Source organism: Cryptocyanus atlanticus LEGE 06306, from assembly GCF_056633155.1.
In genome coordinates this window covers 143825-158111 of the sequence record NZ_JBSJOZ010000004.1, presented here as the reverse complement: position 1 = coordinate 158111, position 14287 = coordinate 143825, and the positions used below count along the sequence as shown (strand labels likewise).

Genomic DNA, 14287 nt, shown 5'->3' with positions numbered 1-14287 from the left:
ATTCTCACCCCATTCGCCAGCACCATCCATGACTGCGTTCATTGAGCTCCACATCATTCAGAACTTTGCGCCCTCTTGTCTGAACCGGGATGATACGGGTGCACCCAAAGATGCCATGTTTGGAGGGTATCGGCGCGGCCGGATCTCCAGCCAGTGCCTCAAGCGTGCCACACGCCTTGCCTTCTCGAATTCAGGCCTCCTGAGCAGGGAGGAGCTGGGAATCCGCACCCGCAACATTGTTTCGATTCTGGCAGAAAAGTTGGCCGAAGGAGGGATTGCAGAGCCGCAGAAGGCGATTGAGCATGCCCTGGCCATGGCCGAGCTCAAGGTGAAAAGCAGGCAGGAGAAAGCTTCACTTGTGGAGCTGAGCGGTGAGCCCATGAAGCAGAAGATCTCTCAAACCGAATACCTTCTGTTTCTCAGCCAAAACTGTGTCGATCAGCTTGCAGGCGTCATTTTCTCGCACTTCGAATCATTGCAGGCCGGGAAGAGCGGCCGGGAGGTGAAAAAGGCTATCGATGACTGCATCGGTTCGGCCTCCGCCGTTGATGTTGCTCTGTTCGGTCGCATGCTCGCTGATCGGAAAGACCTGAACGTGAATGCGGCCGCCCAGGTGGCCCACGCCATCTCCACCCATCGGGTGGACCGGGAATCCGACTTTTTCACAGCTGTGGATGACTGGACACAGGAGGATGAAGCAGACGCGGGCATGCTCGGATCCGTGGAGTTCAATTCCTCCTGCCAGTATCGCTATGCGGTTGTCAATCAGCGGCAGCTGGCTCAAAATCTTGGTGGCGATGAACGGCTGGCGAAGCGAGGTTTGCTGGCTTTCCTGCGAGCCTCGATCATGGCCATTCCCTCCGGTCGCCAAAACACCTTTGCTGCTCACAATTTGCCTGCCTTCATTGGCATTGCGGTCCACAATGCACAGCCGGTCAGCCTCGCCAATGCGTTCGAGCAGCCGGTGTGGGTGGGTGAGAACAAGCTGGGCCTCACGGCCGCTTCCGTTTCACGCCTCCATAGCCACGCTGGCAGCTTGAGCCAGGCCTTCGGCCTTGATCTGCAGCTCAATGTTCTGGACCTCACCGGTGCATGGGAGGGTCAGCGGGTCTTGTCGATTGATGCTCTGCTGGCTGAGGTTGAAGCCAAGCTGGAGGTGGCGGCATGAGCGCAACACTGCTGATCCCGTTGGTCGGCCCGCTGCAGTCCTGGGGGCTTGACTCGCGTTTCGGTTTGCGGCAGACCGCGTCGGAGCCCAGCAAGAGCGGGGTGATCGGCCTGTGCTGTGCTGCACTGGGCCGTGATCGCCATGAGCCCATCGACGATCTGGCGGTGCTGACCTTCGGTGTCCGGGTGGATCGTGAGGGCCGCTCCACCCGCGACTTTCACACGGCCCTGGAGGTCGCTGGGGCCAGCGGTACGGAGCTGCGCACGGTTGTTTCGAACCGCTGGTATCTGGCTCATGCAGAGTTCCTGGCTGGGCTGGAAGGCCCTGCGGACCTGCTGCGCACCATCCACAGGGCTCTGCAGCATCCGCACTGGCCCCTGATCCTGGGACGCCGGAGCTGCCCTCCGACCCTCCCCCCCGGAAGTGGGGACGTGCTGGAGCTCCCCCTGGAGGAGGCCCTGCTACGGGCAGCTCCGCTCAACGCTGAGGTGGAGCGTTATCGGCTTGTTCTGGAAGATCCTGCGGGATCCCAGAGCCGACCCGATCAACCCGTGGCGCCGTTCTCCGAACGGCGATTCGGCAACCGCCGGGTGCGAATTCTGACCGCCTCTGTGGCTACGCCCTGCCAAGGAGTGATCCCATGACGTTGCTGCTGAGTCAGCTCAGGCTGAATCCCGGCCTGCGTGACGTGCGCCGGGATCTAGGCAATCCCTATGACATGCACCGCACCCTGGCGCGAGCCTTCGCCGAGGGCCCTCAGACCGAGGTGCGACCCTTCCTGTGGCGCCTGGAGCCCGGCCGTGAGGCGAATCCGGCGGAGGTGCTGGTCCAGTCGCCAAGCGAACCGGACTGGAGCCGGTTGCCTCAGACCTATCTCCTCCAGCAGGAGCAGCGTTCCTGGAGCCCTGAGTTGGTTCTTCAGGAAGGCCGACGGCTGCGCTTCCGGCTTCGGGCGAATCCCACCGTGCACCGGGTGCCCAGCGCTTCCGAGGAGAAGGAATCCTCAGATCACTCTGGCCGGCACAGGCGCAAGCGCCTGGGGCTCTGGAAGGAGGAGGAGCAACTCGATTGGCTGCATCGCCAGGCGGTGAAGCTCGGGCTGTCTTCCGTTGAGGTGGCCCTGAGCCACTCCGAACGGCTCCGTTGCAGGCGAGCAGGTGGTCTCCTCACCGTTGCAGCCGCCCTCTTCGAGGGACAGGCGATCATCACCGACCCCGGCGCACTCGCTGTAGGGATCCGGAGTGGGGTCGGCCATGCGCGGATGCTGGGGCTGGGCCTGGTCTCGGTGGCACCGCTGCGCTGCTGATGGCCAACCCGAATCTGCGGGCCTTGGCCCGCTTCACCGACAGCCTCAGCCACATCTATCTGGAACATGCCGTGATCGAGCGGGAAGACCACTCGATTGCCGCATTCACTCCCGAAGGTCGGATCACTCTCCCAGCGGCCAATCTGAGCTGTGTGATCCTGGGGCCTGGCACCCGAATCACGCATGCCGCCATCAAAGTGTTGGCGGACAGCGGCAGCGTGGTGGCCTGGACAGGTGGCGATGGGCTCCAGTTCTACGCCTGTGGTCAGGCCAAGACGCGCCTGAGCCGTGGAATCGAACTCCAGGCCCTTCATTGGGCTGATCCTGCTCGCCACCTGGCGGTTGTTCGCCGGATGTACGAGGCTCGTTTCCCCGATCCCCTGGCTCCTGGTCTCACCCTTCAGCAGATCAGAGGGAAGGAGGGAGTGCGCATCCGCGATACCTATCAACGGCTTTCCAGGGAATTCGGCGTCTGCTGGAATGGTCGTCGCTATGAGCGTGCGAGTTGGGCAGAAGCCGATCCCGTCAACAAAGCGCTTTCGGCGGCCAATGCAGCGTTATACGCCATTGTGCTGGCCGGCCTTCATGCCCTGGGATATAGCCCCTCCCTGGGATTCATCCATACGGGAAAGCAGTTGTCCTTCGTTTATGATGTGGCTGATCTGGTTAAAACTGAAACCAGTTTTCCTGCAGCGTTCGAAGCCGCCAGTGGCGGGGCCGAGAAGGTGGAATCCAGAGCCAGGGGGATCCTGCGGGATCGTTGCTGCCATGGGCGAATCCAGGATCGCCTGACGCGGCTCATTCCGGGCTTGTTTGAGGCGCTGCCCGACGATGACGTCACGGCTACGTCTGAATCGGTAGCCCAGATCTGGGACCCAGCCGGAAATCTTCGTGGGGGTGTTCAATATGCTCGTGATGATTCTTGAATCAGTTCCCACAGTTCTTCGCGGCGAGTTGAGCCGTTGGATCACACCTATCGGCCAGGGCGTTTACGTGGGGCGTGTATCGGCGTTGATCCGCGATGAACTCTGGGCCCTGGCGGTGAGCAAGGCGCGTTCAGGCCGGGTGATCCAGATCTGGAGCCGACGTGGTGAGCCCGGCTACGACCTACGGGTCCATGGGATGGAACCATCGACCCTGATGGACCTTGAAGGCATCCCGATGATTGCGGTCAAGGATGCCGCCTGGAGGCAAGCCTGCGAGCGATTTCGGCTCCCTACTGCCAGCTTCTCCCCTGACAAGCACTCTGGAGACTTACCGGGTTCAGACGGGGCAGAAACCCAGTAGTTTCCAAGTGTTCTCCCCGCACACGCGGGGATGGCCCGACACCCGGTCTGTTCCCCACACGTTACACCATCGTTCTCCCCGCACACGCGGGGATGGCCCTTCGGCTCCGGAGGATGGGGCCACGCTCTACAGGTTCTCCCCGCACACGCGGGGATGGCCCGGAAGTTGCTGCAACTCTTGAACGTAGGATTAGTGTTCTCCCCGCACACGCGGGGATGGCCCGAGGCCACCAGCTTCTTCAGCTTCCAGGGCAGCAGTTCTCCCCGCACACGCGGGGATGGCCCGCGCTCCCGGCCAGCCTCGCCCAGTTCGAGGCATGTTCTCCCCGCACACGCGGGGATGGCCCGACCGACAGCGAGGGCAGGCCCATGAACGACAGGGGTTCTCCCCGCACACGCGGGGATGGCCCGATCCACGAAGCGGAGAAATCCGAACTTGCCTATGGTTCTCCCCGCACACGCGGGGATGGCCCGAACGGCGGCGCCCAGCTGGACATCAGCAAGAACGTTCTCCCCGCACACGCGGGGATGGCCCGTCGAACCGCTGTCCGACCCTGCTGGTCGCCTGCAGTTCTCCCCGCACACGCGGGGATGGCCCGAGCCTGCGGATCACGCCTGACGCCCAGGCCCTGGGTTCTCCCCGCACACGCGGGGATGGCCCGATCAGCACCACGCAGAACGCCGCCGGGACCGACGTTCTCCCCGCACACGCGGGGATGGCCCGAGATTCTGCGGCTCTTACTTCATCTAGATTTAGGTTCTCCCCGCACACGCGGGGATGGCCCGGGAGTTACTGCAGATGAAGCAATTAAGAAAATTCGTTCTCCCCGCACACGCGGGGATGGCCCGATGTCAGCGGACATGAAGCGAGTCCCCAGGGCGTTCTCCCCGCACACGCGGGGATGGCCCGGCGAGGGTGTAGTAATTGGCCATCAGGTGTTCAGTTCTCCCCGCACACGCGGGGATGGCCCGATCACCCGCCAGATCTGGCGCCTGGGTGCGCCAGTTCTCCCCGCACACGCGGGGATGGCCCGTTCGACGTGCTCGGCACATCCAAGGTTGCTACCAGTTCTCCCCGCACACGCGGGGATGGCCCGGAATGAGATTGGGGTCATGGGGTCTGTGTTGCGAGTTCTCCCCGCACACGCGGGGATGGCCCGGTGGACGGGGGAGTCACAGTCCGATCCAACCTCGTTCTCCCCGCACACGCGGGGATGGCCCGTCCTGCTCAGCAGCGCCGGGCCCCTCCAGCAGGTTCTCCCCGCACACGCGGGGATGGCCCGTTGGGGGGATACCCCTCCTCGTAGGGAGTGGTGGGTTCTCCCCGCACACGCGGGGATGGCCCGGAGGGCAAGGGAGGCAAGGCTGGGGGAAAGAGCGTTCTCCCCGCACACGCGGGGATGGCCCGAACTGCCGGTAGGCGCCGCTGCCATAGACGGACCGTTCTCCCCGCACACGCGGGGATGGCCCGAATGAAGATACGCCGCCGGGTCTGTACAAGGTGGGTTCTCCCCGCACACGCGGGGATGGCCCGGCTCATATGGGCCGCCTGACCGGTGCTCAGCAAAGTTCTCCCCGCTCACGCGGGGATGGCCCGCCCATCTTCTCGGCAACGCTCAGGCAGACCGCCGTTCTCCCCGCACACGCGGGGATGGCCCGGTTTATGGCAGCGAGGCGATCATCCTGGATCATGGTTCTCCCCGCACACGCGGGGATGGCCCGGCTGAATTGGCAGCCGCCTGCGGCTATTTCACCAGTTCTCCCCGCTCACGCGGGGATGGCCCGAGCTCCGAGCTGAGGCTGCAGAGCGAGTTGAGGGTTCTCCCCGCACACGCGGGGATGGCCCGCGGTAGACCAGGCCCTCGGCCGCCACTCGCCCAGGTTCTCCCCGCACACGCGGGGATGCCCCGGATTACTTTGCCGCCGCGCTTGCCGATGGCAGCCGTTCTCCCCGCACACGCGGGGATTGAGCTCGTTGGGGTCGTAGGTGAGGTCTTCTACCGCGGATTGCCAACGCAGTGCCCTTAGTCCAGCGGTTGCGGAAGCCGAGCATGGTGTCTGGCTCTGCCTCAACCGTGGAGCCACATTCATGCCATCGGCCACGGTGCGCTCGTGGTTGTACTCCATCACCAGATTCTTGTTCAAGAAGCCAAGCGTCTGCTTTGAAGGCGTGGCGGTGAGCTCGATCAGAAAGTCGTCGAAGAACTCCAGCGACAAGGCCGCGTTGTAGACCACGGGCGGCGGCTCCACAATGGCCTCGGCGCCGCTTTCGAACTGGGAGCCTTCCTCCAGGGCTGGATCGAGCTCGGGTTCACCCTTGAGCATCGAATACATCCGCTGGATCATGGCGATCACCACCTTGCTCGAGTCCATGATCGTGTTCGAGGTGAGGCGCTGCACGTTGTAGAGCTCGGTGAACTTGCGGTTCACCTCCGGCGCCCAGTACCCCTGGAACTCCTTATCGGTCGGCTTGGCCAGGTTGCTGCGGTCCACCAGGAAGAGCACCCGGCTCGCACCGCCGTACTTGATCAGGCGGTAGACGGCAGTTATGGCGGCCATCGTCTTGCCCGAGCCAGTGGCCATCTGGATCAGCGCCCGCGAGCGGTTGGCCTTGAGAGAGTGCTTCAGGATGGCGCCCCCCCTTGCTGTGCACGAACAGGGGTAGTCCGCGAACCCGTGGCCACTGGCCATCTTGGCCTTGCTCAGCGCCACTCCCGGGCCGGCTGCCAGGTTGAGTGAGACGCGGTTCTGGAGCGTCCAGCTCCCGGTTACCAGTGCCGCGTCGATGTCGAGGCGGGCCTTCTGCTCGGGTGTGTGGGTCATGAACGAGCCCGCGATCGATCAGGCGGGCCAGCCGCGTTCGCGGGGCCCGGGTTGACAGGCCAATGCTGGCAGCAATCTCTTGCGTGGCCAACTCGTTCCCCTTGGCCAGGCTGACGAGGATCGCCTGCTCGGTCGTGTCGACCACCTGGGGCCCACACGGGTGGTTATGATGGTGAAACGAAAATGGGTGGCGATTTCCTCAAAGATCAGTGTCGGAATTTCGGCAGACGGCCGTCATCCGCTGGATGCCGTTCCCCCACTCCTCGATCAGCCCCAGCACTTGCAAGATGCGGCCGATCACACGGTTGCGCCACTTTGAGACGCCATGGGGTAGGTCTTCAACCGTAGGCCAAAGGGCAGGAGGAAGGTATTTTCGATCTCCAGGGGGTCATCGGAGATCGACAGCCGGATCGGTGCGCCCCGTTGGGAATAGTCGGTGTGGACCACCGCATTGATCAGGGCCTCGCGCGCGGCCTTAGGAGGCGGGCTCCAGCGGTCGGTGCGGCGAACCATGCCGATGTCGGCGCCATGCCAGGAATGCTTCTGCACGAAGCCGATCGCGTCCGCCACTGCCTCAACGGGGATGGAGTGGATCTCGATTCGATAGAGGATACGGCGCTTGTCGTACCACCGAAGCCCCCGCCTGGATATCTACCGCCCACAGTCGGAACCCTCTGACCCTGGTGATCGCCCACGAGCCGCAGGGTCTCGAGAGCACCTCGCCGCAGGGCGGGGCAGAGTACAAACAACTCGGAAGCTACTAAGAAGTCGATGGCTTCACAGCTGAGCCCCGGCATGGGCTGCTCGTCGAAGCCCTCGCCCCGGGAGAAACGCCGTAGCTCCTCGATCAGCTCAACGTCGGCGCGGCGGTTGGTCGAGCCCACCCGCAGGTACACCCCTGAGGCAGGCCCCTCGCGAATCAGGTGATGGGGGCGGCTCGAGCTGGGATGAACTGGAGTGCGAGTACCTGAGTCCGTCGACAGGGCAGGATCTCGATCTCCGGCACGATCCGTGGGCTGATCCGGTCGCTGATGAGGTTGGCGAGGAGGTTCCTCCTCATCCAGCGTGTCGGCAACGCCACGCACGTGGCGGCTCCGATCCTCGACGCCGATCAACAATGTGCCACCTTGCTGTCTTGGCGATGGCGACGATGGCCTTGATCACCCCATCCGGCGAGGACAGATCACACTTAGACTCCAGCATTCTGCCTTCAGGGCGCTTAAGCAGGTCGAGCAAGTCCATTGTTGTTCTGAATTTTACTCAGAAGCAGTTAGCCTCGTCAAGGTTCCTGGTCTCCTGCTGAGTGCGGAGAATGAATGGTGAGCCCAGCGCTGATTAGACGGACCCACTTCGTAGCACCCAACCCCCAGTCTGCAGCCGCAGAAGAGCGCTTGACGCTGAGAGCAACGCTGACAAGTGCCTTGTATGGCAATGGTTTTTGAAGTGGCACCAGCAAGGCCAAGAATCTTGTGCGGGTCTGCCAAGGGCCATTCTGCTGGGTGCACAAGCCCTGGGTGACGGAATGAACCGTGGGTGCCCAGACTCAATGCCCATCTGTTTGCAGGACCCGAAGGTCGGACATCACAACACCCCGGCAGATCCAAGGCATGTTGAGAGCCAGAGAAGCCATCGAGACCATCGCCGTTGACCCATCGACCCGTCGCCTGAAGCGCTCATTCCTCGCAGTCAACGGTCCGTTGATTGCTCCCGCTGAAGCGGGTCCCTGGGAGACAAGCCCGTCGTGGCCCTCTCCGCCGAGCGTTGTTCGGCTTGGTGTGGGGAACCATGAAGACGCCTTCCACGGCACCGTTGGAGGTGGCAGCAGCCGGAGCCGACCTCAGCCCTGCTGGATCACCCGCTGCGGGAAGGGAATCTCGATCCCCTCCTCGCGGAAGCGATGCCAGACGGCGCGGCTCACCTCACTCTTGATACTGGCGTTGTTCATCGGGTCCCCGATCCAGTAGCGCAGCCCGTAGTTGATGCCCGAGTCGCCATAGTTCAGCAGCAGGGCTTTCGGCGCCGGTTCGTTCAGCACCCGGGAGCAGGATCCCGCCACCGACTCCAGCAGATGGATCACCGTGTCGGGGTCGTGGCGGTAGGCGGCCGACACCTCCATCTGGCTGCGGCGCAGCCGGTCGGTGCCGGTGTAGGTGGTGGTTGTGGTGGTGAAGAAGTCCTGGTTGGGGATCACCAGCTCGGCGTTGTCCCGGTCGCGCCAGAGCACCGCCGCTCGCATGCCCAGGCGGCGCACCTCGCAGGGATCGCCGTCGATGAACAGGATCTCGCCCGGCCGCACCGAACCCTCGAACAGCAGCCAGAGCCCACTCACGAAGTTGGAGAACACCTCCTTGATGCCGAAGCCCAGGCCGACCGACAACCCGCCGGCCACCGCCGCGATCGCCGTGGTGTTGAAGCCGATGCGATGGAGCAGCCACATCACCCCGAGGCCGATCACCACGTAGCGGGTGACCAGCTCCAGCGCCGCGCGGGTGCCGCTGCTGAAGCCCAGCAGACGTTGCAGCACGGCCCCCAGCCAGGTGACGGCGAACCCGGAGACCACCACCAGGAAATAGGGGATGGTGAGGATCAGAACGAGGCCTCCGGTGGTGATCGGCTCCCCGAACAGATCGAGCAGGGGGATCTGGGCCACATCCGCCAGGGAATCGAGCTGGTTGATCAGGGAGCCGATCACCAGGAGCCCGTACAGGGGCCTGATCAGACGGAGGTAGAACGTCTCGACGGCGTCGGTGTTGATCCAGCGGAGCAGGATCAGGCGGAGCAGGGCCAGCACCATCCACAGGCCGAACAACCGGCTGATGTAGATGGCGAGACCCCCGGGCAGACCCAGCCGCTCCAGCAGCAGGGCATTGAGCCGCAGGGCCAGAAGCAGCAACAGCCCGCCCAAAAACTCGAAGCGACGGCCGCGGCGTCGCAGCGGCGCCTGGATCCAGAGCCGGTGGGCCCCATAGAGCAGCAGGGCGCTGAGGCACTGCAGCACCACGGGCGGCCGGCTGAGGTAGCCCAGCCAGCCCGAGAGTTCATAGAGCAATTGTGTCATCGGAGGATGCGCGTGCTCAGGGTCCGGAGGTCCCGTCCGGCCGGGGAGGGCCGGCCTCGAGCATCCTGATCGCCTGCTCCGGGTCGATGCCACCCACGATCATCCGCTCCAGCAGGGTTTGGATCCAGCTGAGGCGTGCCTCGATCCGATCGGGGTTGCGGAAACTCGGCAGCCGGGCGTTCTCCAGGCTGGCCGCCAGGGCGGCGAAGGTGCCGGAGCTCTTGGTGGGGATCCTCACCTCCCGGTTCACCGGCAGGTTGCCGGGCGCGGCCAGCATCAGCCGCCTCTGCGTCAGCTTGCTGAGGCTGAAGAGCACGAAGTCGCGGGCGATCTGCCGTTGGCGGGGGGTGGAGTGCCGGCCGAAACTCCACACACTCAGCCGGGTGAGCCCCTGGGCGGGCCGCCCCCTCTGGCCGGGAAGTTCGGAAACGCCCAGGTCGGGCCCCAGCGAGGTGCTGAGCTGCTCCAGCCACACGCTGTTGCAGCTGATCCAGTCGAGCTGGCCGGCCTCGAGGCGATCGACCAGAGCCACGCCATCCTCGCTGAACTCCACGTTCTGCTGCAGGTTGGCGTTGTCCAGCCACTGGAACCAGCGGCGCAGGGCACGGCGATCCTCCGGGCTGATCGCCAGCCTGCCATCGGCGGTGGGCGGCTCCTCCACCACCCGCACCAAGGCGTTCTCGCTGCTGGTGCCATTGCTCGTCCAGAACAGATCCAGCAGGCGCAACGGCAGGCCGGAGCGCATGCCCCTGGCGCTGAGATCGATCAGGTCATCGAGGGTGCGGGGGGGGACCGGCACCCTCCGCCTGTTGAAGCAGGCCACCTCCGGCTGCGCCAGCACCGGGACCGCGAGCAGGCCCTCCTCGGTGCGGAAGTCGTCGAGGAAGCGGGGCTGAATCTCCCGGAGCCGGGCCGGATCCAGCTGCACCGATTCGCTCAGGTCCTGCTCATGCAGCCGCAGGGCCGTGATCACCCGGGTCACCATCAGATCCGGCCCCAGGCCCCGGGAGTTGCGGAAGGCGGTCGAGGAGAGAAAGACGTCGCTGGGCAGGTGTCGCAGATGGATGTTCACCCCCGGGTTCACCTGGCGGAACTCGTCGATGAGCGTCAGGGCGCGCCTCCGGTTCTGATGCAGCTCCTCGGTCCCGTTCAGCCGGGGATCGATCTCCACGTAGAGAAAGAGGCTGTCGTTCAACCGCCAGCTGGTGCAGCCGCCGCAGAGCAGCAGCGCCACCGCCACGACGCCGCCGCGCAGCCCCATTCGCCGAGGGACGGGGTCCTCTCGGCCGGGGCCGGGGGGGATAGTGCTCATCGATCGGCGGTCAACCGTTCGCTGACGGCCCAGAGCTGGTGGCGGGCCTTCCCGTCCAGGGCCTTCGGGGCCACCCGGCAGAGCCGGGGCCAACCCCGCATCCCCCCCAGCTGGTCGGGCCCGTAGTGCTCCCCTCCCTGCGCCTCCGGCGCCGTGGCGGCGAACAGTTGGGGCAGGGCCCCCATGGCGGCACTCTGGAAGAGGGGATCCATCAGCCGGTAGGCGAAACGCTCCAGGCTCGAGCCGCTGGAGGCCACCGAGGCGGGCTGCAGGTTGGTGCGGGCCAGCCCGGGATGGGCCGCCAGGGAGACGGCGGCGCTCCCCGCCGCCGTGAGCCGCTCCTGCAGTTCAAGGGCGAACATCACATTGGCCAGCTTGCTCTGGCTGTAGGCCATCCACCGGTCATAGCGCCGCTCACCCATCAGGTCATCGAAGGCGATCCGGCCGAAGTACTGGGCGCCGGAGGTGACGGTGACCACCCGGGCTCCGGGCCGTTCGTCCAGCAGGGGCAGCAGGGCGGTCGTGAGGGCGAAATGGCCCAGGTGGTTGGTGCCGAACTGCAGCTCGAACCCGTCGCGGGTGCGTGTGCGCGGTGTGCCCATCACTCCGGCGTTGTTGAGCAGCAGGTCGAGCCGGCCGTACTGGTCCGCCATCCAGCGGGCAGCCGTGCGAACGCTGGCCAGATCGGCCAGGTCCAGTTCGAGCACCTCCAGGCCGGCGGCGGCCGTCGGCAGCAGCGCAGTGCGGGCCTCGGCCCCCTTCTGGCGAGAGCGGCAGGCCAGCACCACCGTGGCGCCCCGGGCCGAGAGGGCCCGGGCCGATTCCAGCCCCAGGCCGCTGTTGGCGCCGGTGATCAGGGCGATCCGGCCGCTCTGGTCGGGAATGTCGGCGAGGGTCCAGGGCATGGGCTGGGGCGGCGGTCCGTGCTGGTCACGGAGCCCATCGTGTCGCCCGCAGCTCCATCAGCGTGGGCCCCACCCAGAAGGCGCCGGGATCCAGACGTGCGGCGGCGATCTCGGCCGCGGCGGCTTCGGCCTCGGCCTGGTTCCAGCCCCCCTGGCGGATCAGTTCGCGGCCATAGATCGTCACGAATCGCTCCAGCCAGGCGGCGCCCTTCTCCCCCGGACGGGCCACCACCGGCAGCGGCCGCAGGGCCTCGATCCGGAACCCCCGGGCGGCCAGCAGGGAGGGCAGGTTCCGGTTCACGTCCGGGTCACCGCCGGCCGCCAGGAAGCTCTCCAGGCAGGCCCGGCCGAAGCCCCTCACCGCGGCGCCGTGGGGATGGAGCCCGAAACTGCTCCAGTGGATGTACTCGTGCACCAGCAGCCGGGCGCCGGCCGGGAGGCGCTCCGCCAGCCGGTCGAGCAGGGGCTCCACCGCCGGCAGGAACATCGCCACCCAGCGGCACCAGACCAGATCGAAGGCCTCCCGGGGCAGAGGATCGCTGCGCAGATCGTGACGGCGCACCTCCAGCTGGGAGAGGTCGGCCGCCGCCGCCGCCTGGCGGGCCGCTTCCACATAGGTCGGGCTGAGCTCCAGCGCCAGCACCCGACCGCCGCCACCCACCTGCCGGGCCAGTTCCAGGCTGGCGAAGCCGGGACCGGCCCCGAGGTCGAGCACCCGCTGGCCGGCCCGCAGACCCGCGGCCTCCAGGCCACGGCGCAGCTCCGGCAGCCAGAACTCGTGCTGCAGCCGCAGCCGGTCCAGCTCGATCGGATCGGTGCCGAGCAGGTAACGGTCGGACGCCATCAACGCGGGCCGCTCAGTCCTCGGGGAAGAGCAGCTCGGCGAGCTCGTCGGGATCGACGTCGTAGACCCGGGCCAGGCTGGTCTCGATCGCCGATGTCACCTCGCCGGGCAGGAAGCGCATCGCGTTGAGGGCGTCCTCGGCGATGTCGTCGGTGAGCAGCTTCTCCTCCCCGCCGAGCTTCTCGTCGTTGATCACAGCCATCACCCAGCTCTGGTAGGCGTACACCAGATCGGAGAATTCGAGCTCCGGGTCGTTCAGATCCAGGGCCATGGTCATGTCCAGTGCAAGCCCCTGCAGTTTGGCCCCCGGCGTGGACGCCCGGCCAGCCCGGCCCAGGGCCGGGTCGCCCTGTGCGGAACTCCCCATCCGCAGGCGCCCGCCGGCAGCATGGAGCTCCCGCGGGGCCCCGCTGTGACTGAGATCGCCGCGAGCGGCAGCGGCTCCGCCGCCGCCGGGAACGCCCTCACGCTGCAGGCCGGGCTGTTCGAGTTCGCGTCCGGGGAGCTGGTGCGGCAGCACCGGCAGAGCTTTGCGCCGCTCTGGACGGCCGAGAGCTGGGCGAAGCTGATGATCTGGCTGGCGCTCAACAGCGGCGCTGATGGCGATGCCGCCGGGCTCGAGGGGTTCGCGGCCGCGATCGGGCCCCGCACCACCCTCCGCCTGCGCCGCCTGTTCTTCGAGCGGGACCTGGAGCCGGCCAACCTCAGGCTGATGGCCGATCCCGCCGAGGCCCAGGTGCTGGCCCTGCCCCTGCATCCCGCCGGCGGTGAGGGGGGGCTGGCCCCGGGCCCCCTGTCCGCTGCCCTGGAGCAGGTGGGGCTGACGCCCCTGGTCTGCCCCGATCCCGCGCTCTGGCGGCGGCTCGACGCCCTGGTGGCCATCCCCTGGCGCGCCGGCGCGGTCCCCCGACCGGAGCCGGATCTCCCGGCTGCCTAGGTTGCCAGGTCGTGGGAGGCCCACCATGCGACTGATCGGCCGATTCCGCAGCCCCGGCACCGCAGCCCTGGCCGATGCGGCGCTCGGGTTCTTCGAGCGCCGCAGTGATCTGCGCCGGCCTGGCATCGCCTTCGGCCACGATCCCGCCCATCCCGACAAGGTCTCCACCGACATCAGCCTGGTCGCGATCGACCGCTCCGACCCCGAGGCCCATGGGCTGGCGGAGGTGATGCTGCGCGGGGTCTCGGCCGGATTGCAGCGTTATCTCCAGGAGCGCCCCCGTTTCCTGGAGGTGTGCCCGGAGCGTTCGTTGTTCGTCCATCCGATCTTCAACCTGCAGCGCTACGCCCCGGGCGAGGGATTCCGCAGCTGGCACTGCGACTGGACCACCAGCGAGGAGGCCACCGAGCCGATCCGGCGGGTGCTGGCCTGGATCCTGTACCTCAACACGCTCCCGGCCGGCGGCACCGAGTTCCACTGGCAGGACCACCATGAGGAGGCCGAGCGTGGCAAGTTGCTGATCTTCCCGGCCAGCCCCTCCCACACCCACCGCGGCCGGGTCAGCCAGGAGCACACCAAAACGATCGCCACCGGCTGGATCAACGCCGGCACGCTCGAGGACTATCGGAGGCGGCTGGCGGCGTGAGC

At 66.3% G+C, this 14287-nt stretch carries 14 protein-coding genes, 1 pseudogene and 1 CRISPR repeat array; of the genes and pseudogenes, 7 read left to right on the top strand and 8 right to left on the bottom strand.

Annotated features, from left to right (window positions below):
- Positions 1–28 precede the first annotated feature (28 nt).
- Genes cas7e through cas2e form a run of 5 tightly spaced genes read left to right on the top strand, consistent with a single transcriptional unit; the run spans position 29 to position 3761 of the window.
- Complete coding sequence (gene cas7e, locus ACWJI7_RS06425; RefSeq protein ID WP_479936310.1) at positions 29–1168, top strand: type I-E CRISPR-associated protein Cas7/Cse4/CasC; 1140 nt, start codon at positions 29–31, stop codon at positions 1166–1168.
- Positions 1165–1812 carry a type I-E CRISPR-associated protein Cas5/CasD gene (gene cas5e / locus ACWJI7_RS06420; protein ID WP_479936308.1) on the top strand — a complete coding sequence of 216 codons (648 nt, stop codon included), beginning with the start codon at positions 1165–1167 and terminating at the stop codon, positions 1810–1812. Before cas7e ends, cas5e begins: the two co-directional genes overlap by 4 nt.
- Complete coding sequence (gene cas6e, locus ACWJI7_RS06415; RefSeq protein ID WP_479936306.1) at positions 1809–2474, top strand: type I-E CRISPR-associated protein Cas6/Cse3/CasE; 666 nt, start codon at positions 1809–1811, stop codon at positions 2472–2474. Before cas5e ends, cas6e begins: the two co-directional genes overlap by 4 nt.
- Positions 2474–3400 (top strand): type I-E CRISPR-associated endonuclease Cas1e, encoded by a 927-nt coding sequence (cas1e, locus tag ACWJI7_RS06410; RefSeq protein ID WP_479936305.1) that lies wholly within the window; start codon positions 2474–2476, stop codon positions 3398–3400. Before cas6e ends, cas1e begins: the two co-directional genes overlap by 1 nt.
- The gene (cas2e, locus tag ACWJI7_RS06405) at positions 3381–3761 is read left to right on the top strand and encodes a type I-E CRISPR-associated endoribonuclease Cas2e (RefSeq protein WP_479936469.1); all 381 of its coding nucleotides are present in this window, start codon (positions 3381–3383) and stop codon (positions 3759–3761) included. Before cas1e ends, cas2e begins: the two co-directional genes overlap by 20 nt.
- A gap of 9 nt (positions 3762–3770) precedes the next feature.
- Positions 3771–5733: a CRISPR direct-repeat array (repeat unit 29 nt; unit sequence GTTCTCCCCGCACACGCGGGGATGGCCCG).
- A gap of 397 nt (positions 5734–6130) precedes the next feature.
- Here cas2e and ACWJI7_RS06400 read toward each other — a convergent pair.
- The 8 genes and pseudogenes from ACWJI7_RS06400 to ACWJI7_RS06365 all read right to left on the bottom strand — a co-directional run.
- Positions 6131–6343 (bottom strand): annotated as a pseudogene (locus ACWJI7_RS06400) (DEAD/DEAH box helicase family protein); the annotation flags it as partial.
- Positions 6344–6782: 439 nt separating this feature from the next.
- Positions 6783–6884, bottom strand: coding sequence for a hypothetical protein (locus ACWJI7_RS06395; protein WP_479936304.1), 102 nt, complete (start codon positions 6882–6884; stop codon positions 6783–6785).
- Positions 6881–7153, bottom strand: a complete 273-nt coding sequence (locus ACWJI7_RS06390; RefSeq protein WP_479936302.1) for an ATP-binding protein — start codon at positions 7151–7153, stop codon at positions 6881–6883. The genes ACWJI7_RS06395 and ACWJI7_RS06390 overlap by 4 nt, the downstream gene beginning before the upstream one ends.
- Positions 7154–8420: 1267 nt before the next feature.
- Positions 8421–9641, bottom strand: coding sequence for a mechanosensitive ion channel family protein (locus ACWJI7_RS06385; protein WP_479936301.1), 1221 nt, complete (start codon positions 9639–9641; stop codon positions 8421–8423).
- Between the two features lie 16 nt (positions 9642–9657).
- Positions 9658–10953 carry a type 2 periplasmic-binding domain-containing protein gene (locus tag ACWJI7_RS06380; RefSeq protein ID WP_479936299.1) on the bottom strand — a complete coding sequence of 432 codons (1296 nt, stop codon included), beginning with the start codon at positions 10951–10953 and terminating at the stop codon, positions 9658–9660.
- A complete protein-coding gene (locus ACWJI7_RS06375; protein ID WP_479936297.1) occupies positions 10950–11858 on the bottom strand; it encodes an oxidoreductase in 909 nt (302 codons plus the stop codon). The genes ACWJI7_RS06380 and ACWJI7_RS06375 overlap by 4 nt, the downstream gene beginning before the upstream one ends.
- Positions 11859–11883: 25 nt before the next feature.
- Positions 11884–12702 (bottom strand): methyltransferase domain-containing protein, encoded by an 819-nt coding sequence (locus tag ACWJI7_RS06370; RefSeq protein ID WP_479936296.1) that lies wholly within the window; start codon positions 12700–12702, stop codon positions 11884–11886.
- A 13-nt stretch (positions 12703–12715) separates the two neighbouring features.
- Positions 12716–12973 (bottom strand): hypothetical protein, encoded by a 258-nt coding sequence (locus ACWJI7_RS06365; protein ID WP_479936467.1) that lies wholly within the window; start codon positions 12971–12973, stop codon positions 12716–12718.
- A 141-nt stretch (positions 12974–13114) separates the two neighbouring features.
- Here ACWJI7_RS06365 and ACWJI7_RS06360 point away from each other — a divergent pair, with 141 nt between their 5' ends.
- Positions 13115–13639 carry a protein phosphatase gene (locus ACWJI7_RS06360; protein ID WP_479936295.1) on the top strand — a complete coding sequence of 175 codons (525 nt, stop codon included), beginning with the start codon at positions 13115–13117 and terminating at the stop codon, positions 13637–13639.
- Between the two features lie 25 nt (positions 13640–13664).
- Positions 13665–14285, top strand: coding sequence for a 2OG-Fe(II) oxygenase (locus ACWJI7_RS06355; protein ID WP_479936293.1), 621 nt, complete (start codon positions 13665–13667; stop codon positions 14283–14285).
- The last annotated feature ends 2 nt before the right edge of the window (positions 14286–14287 follow it).